Below are 21101 nucleotides of genomic sequence, written 5' to 3'. Positions count from 1 at the left end.
TCATCAATACTAAGGTATTTTCATGAAGTATTTACATGCAATGATTAGAACCAACAAACTAGAAGAAACTTTATTTTTCTATTGTGATCTTATGGGATTACAACTACTAAGAAAAAGAGACTCTGAGTCAGGAAGATTCAGTTTATACTTTTTAGCAACGCATGAGGGTGCGCCAGAGATTGAGGTGACACACAACTGGGATGAAAGAGAATATACCAATGGCGATAATTTTGGGCACTTTGCCTTTAGAGTCGACAACATATACGTGCAGTGCGACACCTTTATACAGGCAGGAATCGAGATATTAAGACCGCCTAGAGATGGTCATATGGCTTTTGTTAAAGACCCCAATAATATCTCAATTGAGCTGCTACAAAATGACGAAGACTTAGAACCTATTGAGCCTTGGATTTCGATGGAAAATATTGGCAGTTGGTAAGTGAGTGAGTGAGGCTGGCTGGGCTAGGATAGATGGACTGATTTGTTTTTTGCAGAAAGTGATGGTGACACGTATATCACCGTTATAGCTTTCCTAAAATACAATCAATATTTTAGGCGCTTGCCTACAACAATCATAGACCAAACTGAAGCTATATTATCAGAAAAATATATTGTATTAAAAAAGACGGCAAGAGATACTCCTCTCACCGTCCATTATTTAACACTCATGCTAAAGAGTTTAGATCTGAGCAGCGACTTCAGCACCATCACGAATCGCGCGTTTAGCATCTAATTCAGCTGCCAGTTTTGCACCGCCGATTAGATGGTATTGCGCGTCTGGTGCATCACCCACATTTGGCATCAGCTCAACGACTGATTCTTGACCGGCACAGACAACGACGCTATCAACGCGTAATAACTGGCTTTGACCTTGTGGGTTAGTGACCCAGATGCCTTCGTTGGTGATTTTATCATATTGCACGCCAGCGACTTGGATGACGCCATGAGATTTGATATGCGCACGATGTACCCAGCCTGAGGTTTTGTTTAGCCCACTACCCAAACGACCTTTGCTACGCTGCATTAAATATACTTGGCGAATCGGTTTGATTGCGTGTGGTCTGACCAGTCCACCATCACTTTGATAGTCAGTATCATTGGTCACGCCCCATTCTTCGCGCCACTCGCTAATTGACTGCGGCTCAGGGCGATAGCTTGGATCTTTTAGCCCCTCAGGACCGATTTCATCCAGCGACTGACCATGATTGGCTGTGAGATACTCACTTACATCAAAGCCGATACCACCAGCGCCGATGACTGCGACTGTATCACCCACTGCTTTTTCGCCAGACAGCAGTTCAGCATAGCTCATGACTTGTGGCAGCTCAGCCCCTTCTAGTTTACCTTCTAGACTTCTAGGTACGACACCCGTTGCCACGATGACATGATGGAACTTAGCTTTTTCAAGCATGTCTTTATCAACTTTGGTGTTCAGTTTAATTTCAACACCTAGATGCTCAAGCTCATTGATATAGTAGCGAATGGTCTCAAAGAACTCTTCTTTACCAGGGATGACTTTGGCGTAGTTAAACTGACCACCTAGCACGTCTTTTGCTTCAAATAAAGTCACGTCATGACCACGTAAGGCCGCCACATGAGCGGCTGACATACCAGCGACACCGCCACCGATGACAGCGACTTTTTTCGGTTTTTTGGTTTTCTTATAGACCAATTCAGTCTCATAACAGGCTTGCGGATTGACTAAGCAAGTTGAGCGTTTGTTTTCGAACGTATGGTCGAGACAAGCTTGGTTACAAGCAATACAGGTGTTAATGCGATCTGTCTGTCCATTTTTGGCTTTATTGACCCAATGCGCATCCGCCAAGAATGGACGTGCCATTTGAATCATGTCAGCTTGACCATTCGCAACGATTTCTTCTGCTGTTTCTGGCATATTGATACGGTTGGCCGCCATCATCGGGATGCTAATATGCTTTTTGATTTCAGCGGTGAAATCAACGAAAGCGGCTCGTGGTACGCTCGTCACGATAGTCGGCACACGCGCTTCATGCCAGCCGATACCAGTGTTCATGATGGTCACGCCCGCTTCTTCTAGCGCTTTGGCCACGGTGATGACTTCATCCATAACGTTACCGTCTTTGACCAAGTCAATTACTGATAAGCGGAATAAAATAATAAAGTCTTCGCCAGTCGCCTCGCGTACCGCTTTGACCACGTCGACGGCGAATTTCATACGACCATGAATGTCACCACCATAAACGTCTTTACGCTTATTCACATGGCTTGATAAAAACTGATTAAGCAGATAACCCTCAGAGCCCATGATTTCGACGCCATCATAGCCTGCTTGCTTGGCAAGTTTCGCTGAGCGAGCATAGTCTTTTACCGTCTGCTCGATGTTTTTAATGCTCATCTTGCGTGGCTTAAACGGTGAGATTGGTGACTTGATTGGGCTAGATGATACGGCAAAAGGATGATAGCCATAGCGACCACTGTGCAATATCTGCATGATGATTTTACTGTCATGCTTATGCACAGCACGGGTAACGCGCTGATGATTAATAACATCTGCTTTGTTATTCATCGTTCCGCCAGCAGGCAATAACCAACCTTCACGGTTAGGCGAGATACCGCCAGTAATCATCATTGCCACGCCGCCCTTGGCACGTTCTGCAAAATACGCTGCCAGCTTACCGTAATTATAAAAACGATCTTCAAGCCCAGTATGCATCGAGCCCATAACCATACGGTTTTTTAGCGTAGTAAAGCCCAAATCTAGCGGCTCAAATAAATGCGGATAGTGTTCATTGGTGCTAGCGGTTTGGATCGTATTGGCACTGTGGCTGGCAGACATATCATTTTCCTTATGAATAGTTTTTGAGACAGCTTCTTAAAAGCGGCTTTTTATAAATAGTGGTTCTACGGGATTTAGCATCATCAATATCGTAACACACCGCCATTATTGTCAGCTATGCAGACAAGCGACTGATGAGTGAACACTATATTAATTGCTATCACGAGCGGTACGGTGTAACAAGCTTTACTGCAGTATATGGTTAAGCAAACACCACAAAACCTAGCCAACTTTTGAGTTAGATTGTATACCGTTAGCTTAATCTCATTTAAAAATTAGGCTAAGATATAAATCGATAAATATCGACTTATATCTATAGTTTCTATGCTAGATTACTGTACTAAGCTAATGTATTGACGAATTTTAGAAATACGATAAAGGACTATCATCATGACAGATTACCATACAGGTCTTGGCAAAAACGCCGCCAATCATCAACCACTTACCCCTATTAATTTTATCATTCGCAGCGCTCAAGTTTATCCTAATAAGACTGCCATCATTTATGACGACCTAGAACACAATAGCCTTACTCAGACATGGCAACAGACCTATACTCGCTGCCGCCAACTGGCTGACGGCCTACGCAAATTGGGCATCGATAAAAACGACACGGTCGCTGTGATGCTGCCGAATACACCAGCGATGGTCGAATGCGCCTTTGGTGTGCCGATGTCAGGCGGCGTACTCTGTACCCTGAACACCCGACTTGATATCAACGCACTCACTTTTTGTTTGCAGCACTCAGAAGCAAAGGTCTTAATTCTAGACAGTGAATTTGCTGAACATGCTGAAACTATCGATGAAACTTTTCCAGATTTAACCGTCATTCATTCAACGGACAAAGCTGTCGATGTCGAGCGCTTTGGGCACATGAGTTATGAAGCGTTGGTAGCCAGTTCAGACAGCTTAGATAACTGGGAGATGCCATTGGATGAGTGGGACGCTATTGCGCTGAATTACACCTCTGGTACGACAGGCAAGCCCAAAGGCGTGGTCTATCACCATCGCGGCGCAACACTCAATGCTGTCTCTAATATTTTAGATTGGGACATGCCAAAACATCCCATGTATCTATGGACCCTGCCACTTTTTCACTGTAACGGCTGGTGCTTTCCTTGGACCATCGCCGAGCGTGCTGGAGTCAATGTATGCTTGCGAAAGATTGATGCTGACTTGATATTGCAGCTGATTGCTAAGCATCAAGTTAGCCACTACTGCTCTGCGCCAGTCGTGCACAATATGATTGCAGGCGGCAAACCAGAGTATAAAGAAGCCATCACCCATACAGTCAAAGGTTGGGTCGCTGGTGCACCGCCGTCTGAGACCATGCTGGCAGCGATGGAAGCGATGGGCTTTTATATCTCGCATGTTTACGGTCTCACTGAAGTATATGGGCCAGTAACGGTCTGCGCTGAACAAGAAGCATGGAATGAGCTTGATGTGGCCACACGCGCCCAGATGAAATCACGTCAAGGTATGACTTCTCATTTGATGGCAGGGTTTGAAGTATTTAAGCAAGGTACGACTGAACCCGTTGCCGCTGATGGAGAAGAGATGGGTGAGCTGGCGCTACGTGGCAATATGGTAATGAAAGGTTATCTAAAAAGCCGCAAGGCTACCGAAGCAGCATTCGCTGATGGCTGGTTCCGAACAGGTGATTTAGGTGTCAAGTATCCTGATGGCTATATCAAAATCATGGATAGGCTGAAAGATATCATCATCTCAGGCGGTGAGAATATTTCTAGTATCGAGGTAGAAAACGTCTTATATAAACTACCTGCGATTGAGAGCTGTGCCGTCGTCGCCGCGCCACATGATAAATGGGGCGAAGTACCTGTCGCCTTTATCGAGATTCACGCTGGTAGCACCTTGCAACGTGATACGGTGATGGAGCATTGTAGCCAGCATTTAGCAGGTTTTAAGGTGCCAAAATATATTGTCTTTGCCGAAATACCCAAGACCAGTACCGGTAAAGTACAAAAATTTGAGCTACGCCAAGCGGCTAAGTCATTGGCACACGAAACGCCAAAAGTAACTGCCAGTGCCAAATAAAGCGGCGATTTATTAAGTCTTGTCATCAATTACCATCCATCAAAAAGGTCAGCTATATGTAGCTGACCTTTTTTTAAGCACTCTTCTATTTATAGAGATTATAAAGAGCCAATCATATTAGCCAAGATTAGGCTCAAACCACTGATAAATTAGCATTCCTATAACCATAGCAGGAATAAACACATACACTTGCCACTGGCCCGTACCGAGCAATACAATTCCTGGTCCCGGGCAAATACCAACCAGCCCCCAGCCGATACCGAATAACATCGCACCAATAAGCAGCTTTTTATTAATGAAGGTTTTGCTTGGCATATCAATCGGTGTACCAATCCAGCTGCTCTGTTGACGCTTTGCCAATCGCACACCAAAAAATGCGGCTATCAGACCACCGCCCATAACCAGTGCAAGGGAGATATCCCATTTGCCAAATACGTCCAAAAACCCTTGTACTTTCAAAGGATCAGTCATACCTGACACCAATAGTCCAAGTCCAAACAGCAATCCTGCTAGTAATCCGATTATATTTTTTAGCATCGTCGTATCTCGCTATTATTATCTTCTATTAACCATCGTATGTTGTTCGCGCAGTAGCCCAACTATCAGTCTTCATTCCACAATTTGTCATGAATGAACTATAGCAAGCCCTGTACGTGACGACCGATATAAACGGTCACAATCCCAAACAGCATAAAGGTGACGGTCGCTGCCAATGACCGTGGAGACAGCCGTGCATTACCACAAATACCATGTCCACTAGTACATCCTGAACCTAAACGCGTGCCAAAGCCGACCAATAACCCTGCACCAATCAATAGTGGCAAAGAGGTGCTAATAGCTACTTCAGGTAGCGGTCTTGCCAACTGATATAACAGCGGTGAGATGACCAAGCCCAGTATAAATAGCACTTGCCACATCTCTACACGCTTGGGTTTTAGCAAGCTTGAAAAAATGCCACTGATACCTGCGATACGACCAATACCTAACAGTAAAACAACCGTCGCCACGCCTAGCATTAAGCCCCCAACTAAGGAGATCGGCGTGAATGCTTGCCAATCTATTTGTATACTCATAACGGACTACCTAATTAAGTTCATTGGATACGTACTTAAGTATTAAATTATAAAAATACATTATATTATAAAACATAATAAAAGGGTAAAAAAATACTGAACCTAGCATGACACTAATGATTCAGTCTTTTTTATAACTACAAATGCTTCAAAAAAAGTTGTACAGAAAGCTTGAATAAACTATCTTTATCAGCCCTCTTAATGACTATAATTACTGGCTCAACACTTTATCAAGCGCCGCTTCAAAACGTTCTACTGTGCCATCAATATCAGTCAATTTATCCAAACCAAACAGACCTAAACGAAAGGTTTTAAAGTTATCAGGCTCGCCTACTTTGAGTGGCACGCCAGCAGCGATTTGCACCCCGATCTCAGCGAACGCACTACCTTTATGCATGTCATCACGATCGGTATAAGAAACGACAACACCAGGCGCTTTAAACCCCTCAGCAGCGACGCTCTCAACGCCTTTGGCTTCTAGTACCTCACGGATACGTTTACCAAGTGTCCACTGCGCGTCACACAATTTATCAAAACCGATTGTTTTGGCTTCATTCACAGCATCGCGGAACTGACGCAAGCTATCTGTTGGCATAGTCGCATGGTACGCATGGCCGCCATTTTCGTAAGCACGCATGATGTTTAGCCATTGTTTTAGATCGATACTAAAGCTATCAGATTCAGTACTGTCTACTTTTTTGATAGCAGCATCGCTTAGCATGACCAGCCCAGCGCTCGGTGTGCTGCTCCAGCCTTTTTGCGGTGCGCTAATTAGCACATCAATACCCAATGTTTTCATATCTAACCATACGCAGCCTGAAGCGATACAGTCAATGACTAACAACCCACCAACGCTATGTACAGCTTCGCTCAACGCTTTGATATAGTCGTCTGATAAGATAATACCCGATGAGGTTTCGACATGCGGCGCAAATACGACTGCTGGCTTTTCTTCTTTAATTTTGGCAACAGCCGTACCGATATCAACTGGCGCAAACGGCTTTGGCGACTCACTATCATCGGCACGGTTAGCTGTGAGTACCGTAGATGATTTGGCGATTTTGCCCTTTTCTAAGATTTGCGTCCAACGATAGCTGAACCAACCATTACGAATAATTAGGCAGTCTTCGTCATTTGCCAACTGACGGGCGACTGCTTCCATGCCATAAGTGCCAGAACCAGGAACGATCACCACTGCGTCAGCGTTATACACAGATTTTAGGTCACTAGATAGGTCGTTCATCACTTGCTGAAAGGCTTTTGACATATGGTTCAGCGCGCGATCGGTGTAAACCACTGAATACTCTAATAAGCCGTTTGGATCGATATCTTGACGTAATGCAGGCATTGAACACTCCTAGTGTATGATTAGATAATATGCAGCATTGATTAGATAGCACTATAATCAAATGCTATTATTTTTGATGGTGAGGTCTTGCGCTGTCTAGAATTTTCTTGTTTTGAAACAAACAACGAACACTGATGAAGTTTACTAACATTAAGTTAATATATTTATAGTCATATTACGAGCAAACACCAGCACATATCCTGACCTAAGCCATCTATGAGAGTTCGATATTAGCACTGATACTGAAAGTTGACAACGATACGCTCAGGCAACGATATGACTTGTGCTATCGAGCGTTTGTTGGTATGGATTTGCGGATATAGATTGATTGATAAGTTTTGATTTATAAAGCCATGATAAAAACATCAATGCCCGCGATGAGCATCCTGTAACCCTGACACCACGAAGTCTAGCAGTTCACTATCGCCTTCGCGTGCGGCTTTGCGCATCAGTTTTGAAGGTGCATGAGTCAATGTTTGAGTCAGACGTCGTGATAGCTCAGTGATGATATCTTCTGGACTGACATTGTCTTGTTGCAGTTTGGCAATAGACTCATGCAGCAATTTATCGACTTGACCTTGAGTACACGCGCGGTACTGCTGAATGTCTTTGCCGACTTGGCGAACCTGAAAACGGCGATCTATTTCAACGACCAGTTGACTCACTAGCAGCTCAGCATCAACTGCGGCTTGGCGACGTTGCTCAATATTACCTGCAATGACATGCTGCAAGTCATCGACAGAATACAGATAAACATCATCAATGCGGCTAATGGCCGAATCGATATCGCGCGGTACGGCCAAATCTATCATAAGCATTGGCTGATAACGGCGACGCTTTAGCGCTTGTATGGTCATTGTCTTATCGATCAACAAATCCATACTGCCACTACAACTACTGACAATATCGGCTTCTGCCAATACTTGCGGTAATTCTTGTAAGGGTCTAACGTCTACGCGGCGATTAGGGCCACGTAGCTCAGCCGCTAACGCTTCGGCACGTTCGGGGTTACGGTTACAGATAATGACTCGCCCTACCCCTAGCCCTGCGATATGGGTGGCAACTAAGCGATTCATCTCGCCTGCTGCAACGACCAATAAAGTGCGACTGGGTAAATCATCAAATATCTGTGTGACCAATTTGGCTGCGGCAAAGCTGAGCGATACAGCTTGTGCACCAACCTGTGTCTCGTTACGCACTCGTTTGGCAGCAGCGAATACTTGATCGATAATCCAGCCTAGCTGATTACTGAGTACTTTTTGGTCTTGAGCCAGATGCACAGAGTTTTTAATTTGACCAAGAATCTGCGGCTCACCCAGTATCATAGAGTCGAGACCAGCAGCTACTCTCAACCAATGGGTCAATGCATGAGTGTCACGATGTACATAGAGATAAGGATCAATATCAACAAGTGGCAATTGCTTGAAGTCAGCTAACCACGCTTTGATTTTGGTAATATGCGCACTAAACGCAGCAGATGAAATATTCATGCTACTACTAAAAGCATTGTTGGATGTCTGTCCTGCAGCTTTGACATCCTGCATATTGAGTAACTGTAAATTAGATGACTGGCTATTAGCGTGCTGAGATGTTGATGTTTGCGGCACTAGCGCATAGATTTCCGTGCGGTTACAAGTAGAGACAATCACGCTACCATCAGTAAAGGCTTCTATTTGGTTGAGTGCGACATTTACATCGTCACCCACAAGTGCCAAGCGCTCTCGCAGAGCGACTGGTGCAGTTTTGTGATTGACCCCAATGACCACTAATCTCATTATCGATAGACCATAAACATGACGCTCAGTTGCCCTTTACGCTATCTTATTTTTTTAAAAGACAGTTTTTGACGACAGCGCTAAAAAGGAAGACCCTAAAAACCGCCTATTATATCATTATTGCAGGCTTTAATTAACACTCACCCATCTATGATAACCATATCTCTGTATCTGGTCGAAAATGTAACAAATCAACTACTCATACGATTTATAAAATCAATAGCTGAATTTTGATCTATCATCAACAATACAATGTTAAATCACTCGCTTACTCTATCTTAACTTGTTATATTTCTATAATATTCAGTTCAACATACACATCTATTTTTAATCATACTTAGTATCATTCTTTGGCGACATAACCGTTACCATTAGCATGTTCTTAAAGTCAGACATGCCAATATCTGAGTAACACGGATGCTATTGTTTATCTCATCCGTCTACTCTTATAATGTTTGTCATTGATACATATGCCAGTATCTAACTTACAATGATTAAAACAAACTTGCCTTATCTGTGTAGGTAAACCACGGGCGAATACGGCTATCTATGATTTTTTTTGGCTCATTACCTCGGTCACCACATTCCTATAGCGAATACTCTAGCTTTCGTGCTTTATTGCATGTCGCTATTGAGCGCCTGCGTCAACGGTATAAACTAGCATTGTCTTTAGCCGTGTGCCTGTTTTTGACGACACCTGTTCATGCCAGTCATTCTGACACATTGTTGGAAGCAAAGATTCCTAAGGTATCTGTTACTACTGATAATAAGGTAGCTGATAAAAAAGCGAATATTAATAGTGCTGAGACTGGGACGCCTTATAACGAAGATACACTTACCATAGAGAATGTAAAAAACATTGATGGCTTAGCGCCAGCCAGCCTATGGCAGACTGAACTTAGCGAACCAAGCTTATATGCTCTATTAGATGCCGAGTTTGCTGCCGATCGCGATGACAAACAGCGTGCGGTCACTATCTATAAGCAGCAGTCTTTTAAAGAAGATGCCACAGCAGTGTTTGAGAGGGCGCTTAGCCTGTCTTTGCGTAGTGAAAGGGTTGAAGACTCATTACAATTTGCCAAGACATGGCAGGACCAAAACCCTGACCACGTACCTGCTTGGTTCTATGTTGCGCATTTGGCCCTACGTGCCCATGACTATATATTAGCGGGTGAAACTCTAAACCGTATCTTACGTTATGATCCACGCGCGGACTTAAGTGAAATCCTCATAGGTATCTATCCAAATAACGATGACGACAAACGTGAGCTTCTTGCCGCATTGCAGCCACTAGATAGCGAGCAAAATGCTTCATTGTCGGTATTAAAAGCAGGGTTACTCTATCAATTTAATGAACCTGAAGTCGCTATCGTTCATATCAATCGAGCACTAGAGCGTCAGCCAGACTATGTGCCTTTTATTACATTAAAAGCAGACATATTGCGCAAAATCGTGACCGCAGAGACTGTCATCAATTATGTCAGTCAAGCTCGCTTGCGTAACCCTGATAGCAAAAGTTTATATCTGTACGAAATTCGCTATCTATTAGATTTAAAGCAAAGCGAGCAAGCTTGGGAATTATTACTTGAGGCGCATAGCCGTTTCAATGATGATTCTGAGATTACTCTACTCGCAGCCTTAGTCAGTCTAGATATTGAAGAGTACGCTAGTGCCGATGAGCTACTCAATATGCTTGCCAAGAGCCCAGCTTATCTTGACCAAGCCTATTATTACCTTGGTATCAGTGCTGAGCGTCAGCAGTTGTTTGAACAAGCTAAATACTATCTCAATAGTGTTATGCAAGAGGATTTGGTGTTAGAGGCACGTAGAAAAGTAGTGGCGTTTGAATTGCTTGATAACAATGTTGATGCTGCAGTGGCGACTTTAGAGAAGCTGCGTAAAGACTTCACTGTTTTCGCGCCTGATACTTTTGTTATGCAAGCCGATATCTTATGGCAACAAAACGAGTCTAATGAAGCGCTGCGTCTACTAACACGTGCCGCTCGTAAATATCCTGATAATGAGATGCTACTCTTTGCGCGAGCTCAGCTTTTAGATGATAAAGAAGACTATGTCGTTAAACGCACTTTGCTCAACCATTTGCAGGCTTTAGACCCTAGTAACTTATCCTATCAATTGAGCTATGCACAGTTGCTACTGGCAAATGAACGCAGCTCAGAGCAAGGTCTGGCGTTAGCGACAGCGATTATTCAGATTCGCTATGATGACCCACGTTATGATAACGACCTACATCTACAAGCACTAAATGTGTTGGCAAGTAATGCGCTGGCTAAAGAAAACTATCAGCAGGTCATCGACTACCTACAGACACCTTATGATGTGCTACCGACCTTACGTTCAGGCTCGCTCTTGCTGCGCGCCTATCAAGGATTAGGCGATAATAATAAAGTTGAGACGTTGCTCGCCGACTTGCAGCAGCGCTTCTCGTTTGGACAGCATAATATCAATGATCGCATACAGCTGTATTGATGGTAGTTATTTTGGAGCTGCGATTTGGGCTTTGTTATTATAGAGACATGATGAGTAACAAGGTTCCCATAAATAACGAAGCATTTATAAATTACAAGGTCGTTATAAGAAGCTAACAGCCGTGCATAACCGAGCAACAAATAACACTTAAGCTAATATCTTTGTTTATATCTCCATTTTTGAGGAACTATTATGTCAGTATCAATCGCTTCTTATAAACCAAATAAACTGGCTCTGTTTACTGCTATAACTGCAGCGATGGTCATTACCTCTGGCTGTCAGTCATTAAAAACAGCCAACGCGACCAACCAGCCAACGTCTACTGTACAAGGTCAAAACGCTGATCAACCCAAAAAGCTAGAGAGCTTTAATATCACGGGTAAAATTGGGGTAACAACACCTGCGAATGGTTCAACAGGCACCCAAGGTGGTAGTGCGTTTTATGCATGGGGACAACAAAACGACCGATTTGCCATTGAGCTCATTGGCGCACTCGGCATTGGTAAAACCAACATCGAATACAATGGTCAAACTGCCACGTTAGTCAGCGAAAAGACAGGCACATTGACCGCAGACGATCCCGAAACTTTGCTAAAGAAAGCAACTGGTTGGCAAGCACCAATTTCACAAATGCCTTATTGGATTTCTGGTCGCCCAGCACCTTCAGACAGTGCGCCACAATTAGATGATCAGAGCCGTTTAGTTAGCTCCGTCAACGGTGAGTGGACAGCCAGTTTCACCTATAAAGGTACTGACAAGTTACCGAGTAAAATCAGCGCCGTACAGCCTCAAGGCAATAAAGTGGTGATGACCATTAATCACTAAATTGTCTTTTTTTTAATATTGATAAATGCTCATCAGTATTAGCTAAGATAGCTGTTTATGACTGTACCTTGCGATGAAAAAATATGACTAGAGATATAGCTGCATCATCTGCTTCTACGATTACCCGTTTATCACCTGCAAAACTCAATTTGTTTTTGCACATCACTGGCAAACGTGACGATGGCTATCATGATTTGCAAACGGTCTTTCGCCTGCTCGACTGGGGCGATTACTTGCATTTTTCGGTCAGCGATAACGCCGTGACTTCTACGGTTGATAACGATTCAAATGCAAATCGACTTTGTCATCAATTACTGATACTAGATGGTGCAGAAACTATCACTGCTAGTATAGAAGACAATTTAATCTTCAAAGCAGCGCGCGCACTGCTAGAGTCTGCCATACAGTCAAACCCTTTACCTGAGCAGTTAGCACAAGTGCATGTTACTTTAGACAAGCACTTGCCAATGGGCGCAGGATTGGGTGGCGGTTCATCTAATGCAGCAACGACTATGCTTGTGCTCAATGAGATTTGGCAGCTTAATTTTACTTCTGATGAGCTTATTACAATTGGCGCGACTGTAGGTGCCGATGTGCCTATATTCATCTTTGGCCAAGACGCTATTGCCATGGGAATCGGTGAGGAATTAACGACAATTGACTTTCCAAACCAGCAATATTTAGTACTGATGCCTGACGCTCATGTAAATACTGCCAAGCTGTTCGCGCATCCAAAACTACAGCGAGATATCACGCCCCTATCAATTGATACTATTCGAAGCCAATACGCTGATTATGTGCAAACGCTCACTTCACCCTATCATAATGTCTTTACGCCAGTCGTCACGAGCCTTGCTCCTGCTGTTACAGGGGCTTTGAGTTATTTACAGGGGTTAGAGGCAAAAGCAATGGGCACAGCACGCATGACTGGCTCTGGTAGTGCAGTGTTTTTGCCATTGGATGCAAGCGTTATCACTGATAAAAAGCTGTTGGCAAAATGGATTGAAGATGCGCCTTGTTCGGGGTATATCGTTGGCAACTTAAAAAAGACATATGTCCTTTGAATTTCTTATTATCTAAACAATGACATTGGTATGATTGCCTATTTTAGTTTGTTAAAATAGCGCTAGCATCAACCTATGATGAATAAATACCAGAAAAAGGCGTAAATGACTTGCAAAATCTGAAAATTTACTTATAATAGGTCGCCACAATAGGGGTATAGCCAAGTTGGTAAGGCATCAGGTTTTGATCCTGACATCCGTTGGTTCGAGTCCAGCTACCCCTGCCATTTTTTAGTACGAAGCGTTAGAGATACATCGAGCATAAGCGGTTTATAGACAGCCACTTATCTTATTGTCATTGACAACGTTATCCCAGTTTCGGTATAGTTCGCAATGGACACCGCTAGGGAAAAGTTATGTTTTAAACGGTTTGTCCGTTTTTAGATAACTGACAGGTCGTGACAGCATGCTAAAACAACTCATTAGTTGCTATTAGCTATCGGTTGTTCACAATCTAGACATTACAGGGGTATAGCCAAGTTGGTAAGGCATCAGGTTTTGATCCTGACATCCGTTGGTTCGAGTCCAGCTACCCCTGCCATTTTTTACTGTAATAGTATACTTCAATACCTTCATCACTCTTTTCTTAATTTGAGCAGTTTGTCACTGCTTAGCGGTCGCTGCTTGAGTCAATCAATAGGACTTCTGTCATGCCTTATTTGGCGATTTTTACGGGTAATGCCCACCCAGAATTAGCAAAAACCGTAGCCGATCATCTTCACATACCTCTTGGTAAAGCTGACATCACGCGTTTTTCTGATGGCGAAATTGCCGTGGAAATCAAAGAACACGTACGTGGTAAAGATGTGTTTATCATGCAGCCTACTTGTGCACCGACCAACGACAACTTGATGGAAATCATGATGATGGCTGACGCTTTGCGTCGCTCTAGTGCTGGCCGTATCACAGCTGTCATGCCGTATTTTGGTTATGCTCGTCAGGATCGTCGTCCACGCTCAGCTCGTGTACCTATCTCGGCTAAAGTGGTCGCTGACATGCTAAACATCGTCAGTATCGATCGCGTAATGACTGTTGATTTGCACTCAGATCAGATTCAGGGCTTCTTCGATATCCCTGTAGATAATATCTACGGCACACCTGTATTGCTAAACGACCTACAAAAACAAGACTATGACAACATCATGGTTGTTTCACCTGATGTAGGCGGTGTGGTTCGTGCACGTGCGATGGCCAAGCAATTAGGCGATACCGACATGGCAATTATCGATAAGCGCCGTGCTCGTGCCAATGAATCACAAGTCATGCACATCATCGGTGATGTTCGTGACCGTGATTGCGTTATTGTTGATGATATGGTCGATACTGCAGGTACATTGTGTAAAGCTGCCGAGGCCTTGAAAGAAAATGGTGCCCGTCGCGTCTTAGCTTATATCACGCACCCTGTCCTATCAGGTAACGCACTGAAAAACATCAGCGAATCTGCATTGGATGAAGTGGTTGTTACGGATACGATTCCATTATCAGTCGAAGCTCAAGCTTGTAGCAAAATTCGTCAGGTAAGTATTGCACCGATGCTTGCTGAGAGCTTACGCCGTATCAATAACGAAGAATCTATTAGTGCAATGTTTGACGCTTAATTTGATACAGTTATTTTTTAAACAGCCGTTGCGGTAATTTTGAATAGCAATGATTGTAGTAAGACATCTTAGGTAGTCAAAAAATAGAGCGTCAGGTATTCTTACTTGGCGCTTTGTTTTGTATAGGCATTTTGCGTAGGTCTTTATTATTGCTACAGAATCACGTATAATGCGCGCCTGTGCTGACCTTTTAGTGGTTTTTATTAGGCTAGCGCTATCAAAAGTGCTGATCATGCTTAAAAGCAACTATTTTTATGGTAATTATCATAGCAAGTGCTGCTATAAGCAAATGGCTAAGTTTAGACATTGCGAGTTTTATTCGTGACCATAATATTAGCTATCATCACGTATTAGTGGATTGGTCGCAAATCCACTTTTTTATGACCAGACACTTCATCATTTTTTTTATAGGATTATATCCATGAGCATTAATCATTTTGAACTAAACGCCGTTGATCGTGCTGCTGAACTACAAGGTAAAGGTGCGAGCCGCCGCCTACGTAAGCAGAACTTAGTTCCTGCTATCATCTATGGTGGTAACGAAGAGCCAACAGCTATCTCTATCAAGCTTAACGAACTAGTAAAATCACTAGAGTTTGAAGCGTTTTTCTCACACGTCTTGACTATCAATGTTGACGGTGAAGAGCATCAAGCAGTTATCAAAGACTTGCAGCGCCATCCAGCTAAAGGCTTCCCAATGCATGCTGATTTCCAGCGCATTGTAAAAGGTCAGAAAATCCACATGAACGTTCCTGTGCATTTCACTGGTCGTGAAGATGCGCCTGGTACTGCTGCTGCTGGTGTACTATCTACGCTAGTATCTGATATCGAAATCGTTTGCATTCCATCACTACTTCCTGAATACCTAGAAGTAGATGTATCTGGCATGGAAATCGGTGATTTGTTCCGTCTATCAGACATCAAACTTCCTGAAGGCGTAGTAATTCACGAGCTTGAGCTAGAAGACGGCCATGACCGTACTATCGTTAACATGCAGCCACCAACAGTAGAAGAAGTTGATGAAGATGCTGACGACGTTGATGCTGACGAAGTACCAGCAACTGAGCAAAACGACGGTACTGAAGAAAACAAAGACAGCGAGTAATATACCATCGGTACGTTGCATCTGATTTGATGTCACGTATCGACATACTCGTTTAGTCAATAAGACAGCAGGTGATGAATATCTCCTGCTGTTTTTGTAAGTAAGGTTTGAAAGTAAACTGTCTATCAGTACCTCAAACCCTACCCCTATTTATCAAACTCAAGCAAGGTGTTTTTATGGCCATAAAGCTTATTGTCGGTCTTGGTAATCCTGGTCAGCAGTATATGTTTACGCGTCATAATGCAGGATTTTGGTTTGTCCATCATTTGGCTCAGCAGTTTAATATCACGCTCTCCCCTGATAAAAAATTTCATGGAGTGACAGGGCGTGGGCAGATTCATGGAGCTGATGTGCGTTTACTTATGCCGCTGACGTTTATGAATAAATCTGGTCAGTCAGTGGTGCCTATGGTAAATTTCTACGGCATCAAAAATGATGAGTTGTTGATTGCTCATGATGAGCTCGATATTCCAGCTGGTAATATCAAACTCAAAACAGACGGTGGACATGGTGGTCACAACGGCCTACGTGATATCACGCCGCATATTGGCAATGATTTTCATCGCCTGCGTGTGGGTATCGGCCATCCTGGCCACAAGTCTAAAGTTAGTGGACACGTTCTCTCTAAAGCATCTCCTAATGAGCAGATTGCGATTGATAGCGCGTTGACAGCTGCTTTTGAAGCACTCCCATTATTGTTGGATGGTGATATCGAAAAAGCACGTTCACAAGTTAATGGCTTTAAATTACCATAATAATATGATGGTCAATTATAACCACCTTTTATTTTGGCAGTTTTATCCCCATTAACCTTTTGATTTAGTTAATTAATATCAGTTACGCCAAGGAACCAACCTATGCTACTTAATATGCTTAAATGCAAATTACACCGTGCCCGTGTGACCCATGCCGAGCTTCACTATGAAGGCTCTTGCGGTATCGACGGTGATCTATTAGATCTTGCTGGTCTACGCGAAAACGAATCTATTGATATCTATAACGTGACCAACGGTAAGCGCTTTCGCACCTATGCTATCCGTGCTGAGGCGGGCTCTGGTATTATCTCATTAAATGGTGCTGCGGCTCATATGGCAGATTTGGGCGATATCGTTATCATTTGTGCTTACGCGCATTTTGATGAAGTTGAAGCGTCAACGTATCAGCCAAAACTGGTCTATTGCAACGAAGACAACACCGTTAAAGACACAGCAAATATCATTCCTGTACAAGTTGCTTAATATGACAGGATGGTGAGGTTTTGGTAAATTTAAGATAAACACAAAGTTACATCTTTGAATTAGCTGCTATTATTACTAAAAATCTCGATGCTAAAGGGAAAGCTGAATCTAAATTAAGATTCGGCTTTTTTTATGCCATTTTTATTTATCAAATTCGCATTTTTCATCATATACAAGGAAACATACTGATGTGGTTGGCCGCGCTTGCAATACTGATTGGGTTAGCAATTTTAGTTTGGAGTGCCGATGTCTTCATTGATGGGGCGACAGCACTAGCAAAGAAGTTTAGTGTGCCTAGCTTCTTAATTGGTGTCTTAATCTTGGGTATAGGCACGTCAGCGCCTGAGATGGTGGTATCAGTACTAGCAGCGGTAGAAGGCAGCCCTGAGCTGGCTCTAGGTAACGCTTATGGCTCAAATATTATCAACATCGCATTGGTACTCGGTGCAACCGTGTTGATTAGTCCTATTATCATCCGTAGAGGCATCGTAAAGCGCGACTTGCCCTTGCTGCTACTGATTACTATCATCGCCGCTTGGCAGCTACGTGATGGGACATTGAGCCAAGCTGATGGTATCGTATTGCTAGTATTGTTGGTCACCGTCTTAGGGCTACAGATCATAATGAGTATACGCGAAGGCTATCATGAGCACGAAGACGATGTGGTTGTGGCTAATGCTGACTCAGAGCTCTCAGAAAACTTGGAGAATTTAGAACCAAGCGTAACGCGTGGTCTGGTGAGCTTATTTATCGGTATGCTGATGCTAGTAGTCAGCTCACGTGCTATCGTTTGGGGCGCTGTCGAATTGGCAACGCTATGGGGTCTCAGCGAGCTAATCATTGGCTTAACGATTGTCGCAGTTGGGACATCATTGCCCGAGCTAGTATCGAGCTTGTCAGCAGCCCGTAAGGGCGAGCATGATATGGCGCTCGGTAATATCATCGGCTCTAATATTTTTAATACTTTAGCAGTTGTCGGTTTGGCAACCGTTATCACTCCTATTGCCGCCGACCCAGTCATTCTATCGCGTGATGTGATGGCAATGGGACTATTGACGATATTGCTGGTTGCACTGTGCGTGTTTGCCTTTGCAACAAAACGTCAATTCGGTCGTACGTCAGGTGCCACATTGGTACTGTTCTTTGTAGGCTATACCGCATGGCTGATTCAAAGCGTTAGTATATAACCGTGTGAACAGAGCCAGCTAGGTAATGATACAGCTGTATTATTAGCTAAATGAAATCAGACTACGATTTTTTCTTACGATTTTTAAAACCGCGCCATAGCCCTTCATGTGCTACTTTTGGCATCTTTAGGGTGATGGTGTTGGACAGCATATCTTGTACTGCCAGACCGCGAGGGTTGAACAGACAGAACACATAGTTAAATACTAAACCAAGAAACGCGCTGGCCAATAAGGCGGCGCGTGACCCATCAATAAGACTGCCAATAATACCAAAAATCAGCGGCATCAAACAAGCGGCTAAAATACGCTTAAACGACTGACCCCACGTTAGCCACTGACCTGCATCATTAATCGTTTTTAATCGCCACGTCTGCATCCCCAATGTCTGACCACCGCGACGCCAAAATATCCCATAGAATGCTACAAGTGTTAGTACAAACGACGGCGTCATAATGGCATTCTGATACCAAAGCGGCAGCGACTCTGCTTGTGAGGACTCAGTACCCGTCTCCATAGTCAATAGCGTACCCACGACGGTTAGTATCGTTCCTACTAAAAACAATAACGCTAAAATCAGCATACCGTCATACAGAATCGCCACGACGCGAATCATAGGTTTTGCGATAGTTGGTTCTTCGTTAGGATCTGTCTGTACAGGCGTACTCGGTTGAGGCTTTGATTTACGAGTCGTATTGGACGGACGTTTAGATGGACTTTTTGACATGGTACAAGCTCATAGCAAGCAGTGAATAATAATGCTATTGTACCGTAAATGGTGGGGCTATCGTACATTATCCTAGATGACTATCCAATCATAGTAAACATAAGAGTTGGTCGTAGAATAGATAAGTAGAAAGGTAAAAGCTATAGACATAAAAAAACCGCCAATTGTTATAAGACAGGCGATTATTTTAATAATATTTAGCTTATATTAAGCTAGTATGCAAATGGTGCGCCTGGAGAGATTCGAACTCCCGACCCCTTAGTTCGTAGCCAAGTGCTCTATCCAACTGAGCTACAGGCGCGTATTTTGCACTTTATCCACTGCGAAGACGATATCTTTTGCAGTAAATTAGGTTGGTCATTATATAGATAATATCGCTTGTGTCAACATCTTTTTTAATTAAAACAAATTATTTTTTGAAATAATTATTAAAATGTTTAACGCAGTATATTGCGTTACTACTCTAATAACAACTGAATAAATGGCGGTGAAGGAGGGATTCGAACCCTCGATACGCTTACACGTATGGTTCCTTAGCAGGGAACTGGTTTCAGCCACTCACCCACTTCACCTAACGATTTAAGACATTTATAAAATTTCTATAAACATAGTATTGATGCTAACAATACGTCTCATGTCGTGGGCGAGTATTATAACAAAGCCAAAACGAATTGCAAGCGTTGTCTACAGATTTAATGCGGCTTTTATCAAAATTATAGATACAAGCACTTATATTGCATTTTTATACGGGGAATTGCGTCATATTATTGCTAAATATAGTGATCAAACTGCTTATTAAGTTTAGACCCATTCGTTCTGACGTTTTATACCCAATCCACAAGTATGAGACTATGATAGATTTTTTAGTAGTAGGTGGCTATAGTATTTATCACTTACTTTAAAATCTCTCAAAAGGAGCTGTTATGCGACCTGTCGTACTATGTTTTTCAGGATTGGATCCTTCAGGTGGTGCTGGATTACAAGCGGATATCGAGGCAATCGGACAGTCAGGGTCACATGCAGCCATCGCGTGTACGGCAGTCACTATCCAAAGCTCGCAGCAGGTGTTTGGCTTTGAGGCTTGTGCGGCATCATTGGTAAAAGCTCAAGCTACTGCAGTCCTTGATGACTTGCCTGTTAGTGCTATCAAATCAGGCATGCTCGGTACCACTGATAACATTGCAATGTTGACTAGCCTATTTGCTGATCAAATCATCGATAATAATACGCCATTTGTCTTAGACCCTGTATTGGTCGCCAATAGCGGTGGTAGTTTGGGCGATGAAAAGACGCTAGTTAGCGCATTCAGGAAACTACTACCCTATGCTACCTTAGTCACCCCAAATACTCATGAGCTACGTGCCCTAAGCGGAGAGCAAGACTTACATGCCGGTGCTCAAAAGCTATGCGCTCAAGGTGCTCATGCTGTACTGGTAAAAACTTCACATGATTTTGATAGTGGTGATATAGAGCAATATTTATATATACAGGGCGAGATGGTCCATAACAGTACCTTGCTACGCTTAGATGGTGAGTTCCATGGATCAGGGTGTTCGCTTGCTAGCTTTATCGCTGGACGCTTAGCAATGGGTGATGCGCTCACCGATGCTGTACAAGCAGCAGATAGCTGGATTACTCAAACGCTACAGGCAGCCGACGTGCCGCATCCTGATGACGCTCAAGCTCAATTAATACCTAATCGCTTCATCAGCTTTTAACGTACATATAAAATCTTAATTTTGTATATAGTGGATGTAAAAAAAGCGCTCTATGTTTTATAAAGCGCCTTTCTTGTGGCAGTGTT

At 43.3% G+C, this 21101-nt stretch carries 17 protein-coding genes and 4 tRNA genes; 13 read left to right on the top strand and 8 right to left on the bottom strand.

From position 1 onward, the window contains the following. The first annotated feature begins 22 nt into the window (after positions 1 to 22). On the top strand, positions 23 to 439 hold the full coding sequence (locus ACT3QQ_RS10500; protein WP_444527973.1) for a VOC family protein: 417 nt from the start codon (positions 23 to 25) through the stop codon (positions 437 to 439). A gap of 240 nt (positions 440 to 679) precedes the next feature. On the opposite strand, the gene ACT3QQ_RS10495 is transcribed toward ACT3QQ_RS10500, so the two are convergent. Continuing rightward, a complete protein-coding gene (locus tag ACT3QQ_RS10495) occupies positions 680 to 2815 on the bottom strand; it encodes an FAD-dependent oxidoreductase (RefSeq protein ID WP_444527972.1) in 2136 nt (711 codons plus the stop codon). A gap of 390 nt (positions 2816 to 3205) precedes the next feature. Here ACT3QQ_RS10495 and ACT3QQ_RS10490 point away from each other — a divergent pair, with 390 nt between their 5' ends. Further along, positions 3206 to 4870, top strand: a complete 1665-nt coding sequence (locus tag ACT3QQ_RS10490) for an AMP-binding protein (protein WP_444527971.1) — start codon at positions 3206 to 3208, stop codon at positions 4868 to 4870. A gap of 117 nt (positions 4871 to 4987) precedes the next feature. On the opposite strand, the gene ACT3QQ_RS10485 is transcribed toward ACT3QQ_RS10490, so the two are convergent. The 4 genes from ACT3QQ_RS10485 to hemA form a co-directional block, all read right to left on the bottom strand. Next, positions 4988 to 5407, bottom strand: a complete 420-nt coding sequence (locus tag ACT3QQ_RS10485; RefSeq protein WP_444527970.1) for a DUF6691 family protein — start codon at positions 5405 to 5407, stop codon at positions 4988 to 4990. Between the two features lie 98 nt (positions 5408 to 5505). After that, positions 5506 to 5943 (bottom strand): YeeE/YedE family protein, encoded by a 438-nt coding sequence (locus tag ACT3QQ_RS10480; RefSeq protein WP_444527969.1) that lies wholly within the window; start codon positions 5941 to 5943, stop codon positions 5506 to 5508. A gap of 211 nt (positions 5944 to 6154) precedes the next feature. After that, positions 6155 to 7291: an aminotransferase class V-fold PLP-dependent enzyme gene (locus tag ACT3QQ_RS10475; RefSeq protein ID WP_444527968.1), complete on the bottom strand. Its 1137-nt coding sequence runs from the start codon at positions 7289 to 7291 to the stop codon at positions 6155 to 6157. Positions 7292 to 7656: 365 nt separating this feature from the next. Beyond that, positions 7657 to 9066, bottom strand: a complete 1410-nt coding sequence (gene hemA / locus ACT3QQ_RS10470) for a glutamyl-tRNA reductase (protein ID WP_444527967.1) — start codon at positions 9064 to 9066, stop codon at positions 7657 to 7659. Between the two features lie 549 nt (positions 9067 to 9615). Between hemA and ACT3QQ_RS10465 the strand changes: the two genes are divergently transcribed. From ACT3QQ_RS10465 to ACT3QQ_RS10420, 10 genes are all read left to right on the top strand, one after another. After that, positions 9616 to 11556 (top strand): tetratricopeptide repeat protein, encoded by a 1941-nt coding sequence (locus tag ACT3QQ_RS10465; protein ID WP_444527966.1) that lies wholly within the window; start codon positions 9616 to 9618, stop codon positions 11554 to 11556. 192 nt (positions 11557 to 11748) lie between these two features. Beyond that, a complete protein-coding gene (gene lolB, locus ACT3QQ_RS10460) occupies positions 11749 to 12381 on the top strand; it encodes a lipoprotein insertase outer membrane protein LolB (RefSeq protein WP_444527965.1) in 633 nt (210 codons plus the stop codon). An 83-nt stretch (positions 12382 to 12464) separates the two neighbouring features. After that, on the top strand, positions 12465 to 13445 hold the full coding sequence (gene ispE, locus ACT3QQ_RS10455) for a 4-(cytidine 5'-diphospho)-2-C-methyl-D-erythritol kinase (protein WP_444527964.1): 981 nt from the start codon (positions 12465 to 12467) through the stop codon (positions 13443 to 13445). Positions 13446 to 13596: 151 nt separating this feature from the next. Then, positions 13597 to 13672 (top strand) — tRNA-Gln (locus tag ACT3QQ_RS10450). A gap of 238 nt (positions 13673 to 13910) precedes the next feature. Continuing rightward, a tRNA-Gln gene (locus ACT3QQ_RS10445) sits at positions 13911 to 13986 on the top strand. A 109-nt stretch (positions 13987 to 14095) separates the two neighbouring features. Further along, on the top strand, positions 14096 to 15043 hold the full coding sequence (locus ACT3QQ_RS10440; RefSeq protein WP_444519877.1) for a ribose-phosphate pyrophosphokinase: 948 nt from the start codon (positions 14096 to 14098) through the stop codon (positions 15041 to 15043). A gap of 421 nt (positions 15044 to 15464) precedes the next feature. Next, positions 15465 to 16148 (top strand): 50S ribosomal protein L25/general stress protein Ctc, encoded by a 684-nt coding sequence (locus tag ACT3QQ_RS10435; RefSeq protein WP_444519878.1) that lies wholly within the window; start codon positions 15465 to 15467, stop codon positions 16146 to 16148. Positions 16149 to 16324: 176 nt separating this feature from the next. After that, positions 16325 to 16903, top strand: a complete 579-nt coding sequence (gene pth, locus ACT3QQ_RS10430; protein WP_444527963.1) for an aminoacyl-tRNA hydrolase — start codon at positions 16325 to 16327, stop codon at positions 16901 to 16903. Between the two features lie 102 nt (positions 16904 to 17005). After that, a complete protein-coding gene (panD, locus tag ACT3QQ_RS10425) occupies positions 17006 to 17386 on the top strand; it encodes an aspartate 1-decarboxylase (protein ID WP_010196068.1) in 381 nt (126 codons plus the stop codon). A gap of 188 nt (positions 17387 to 17574) precedes the next feature. Then, the gene (locus ACT3QQ_RS10420) at positions 17575 to 18573 is read left to right on the top strand and encodes a calcium/sodium antiporter (protein WP_444527962.1); all 999 of its coding nucleotides are present in this window, start codon (positions 17575 to 17577) and stop codon (positions 18571 to 18573) included. 61 nt (positions 18574 to 18634) lie between these two features. On the opposite strand, the gene ACT3QQ_RS10415 is transcribed toward ACT3QQ_RS10420, so the two are convergent. From ACT3QQ_RS10415 to ACT3QQ_RS10405, 3 genes are all read right to left on the bottom strand, one after another. Then, positions 18635 to 19297: an RDD family protein gene (locus ACT3QQ_RS10415; protein ID WP_444527961.1), complete on the bottom strand. Its 663-nt coding sequence runs from the start codon at positions 19295 to 19297 to the stop codon at positions 18635 to 18637. A gap of 224 nt (positions 19298 to 19521) precedes the next feature. Then, a tRNA-Arg gene (locus ACT3QQ_RS10410) sits at positions 19522 to 19598 on the bottom strand. Positions 19599 to 19779: 181 nt separating this feature from the next. Next, positions 19780 to 19869, bottom strand: a tRNA-Ser gene (locus tag ACT3QQ_RS10405). 351 nt (positions 19870 to 20220) lie between these two features. Between ACT3QQ_RS10405 and ACT3QQ_RS10400 the strand changes: the two genes are divergently transcribed. Continuing rightward, complete coding sequence (locus ACT3QQ_RS10400) at positions 20221 to 21015, top strand: hydroxymethylpyrimidine/phosphomethylpyrimidine kinase (RefSeq protein ID WP_444527960.1); 795 nt, start codon at positions 20221 to 20223, stop codon at positions 21013 to 21015. The last annotated feature ends 86 nt before the right edge of the window (positions 21016 to 21101 follow it).

Origin of the sequence: Psychrobacter sp. AOP7-A1-24, from assembly GCF_052376235.1 — a bacterium.
Lineage (GTDB): Bacteria > Pseudomonadota > Gammaproteobacteria > Pseudomonadales > Moraxellaceae > Psychrobacter.
Note: the sequence above shows the minus strand (reverse complement) of the source record. Positions and strands in the feature narration are given on the sequence as shown.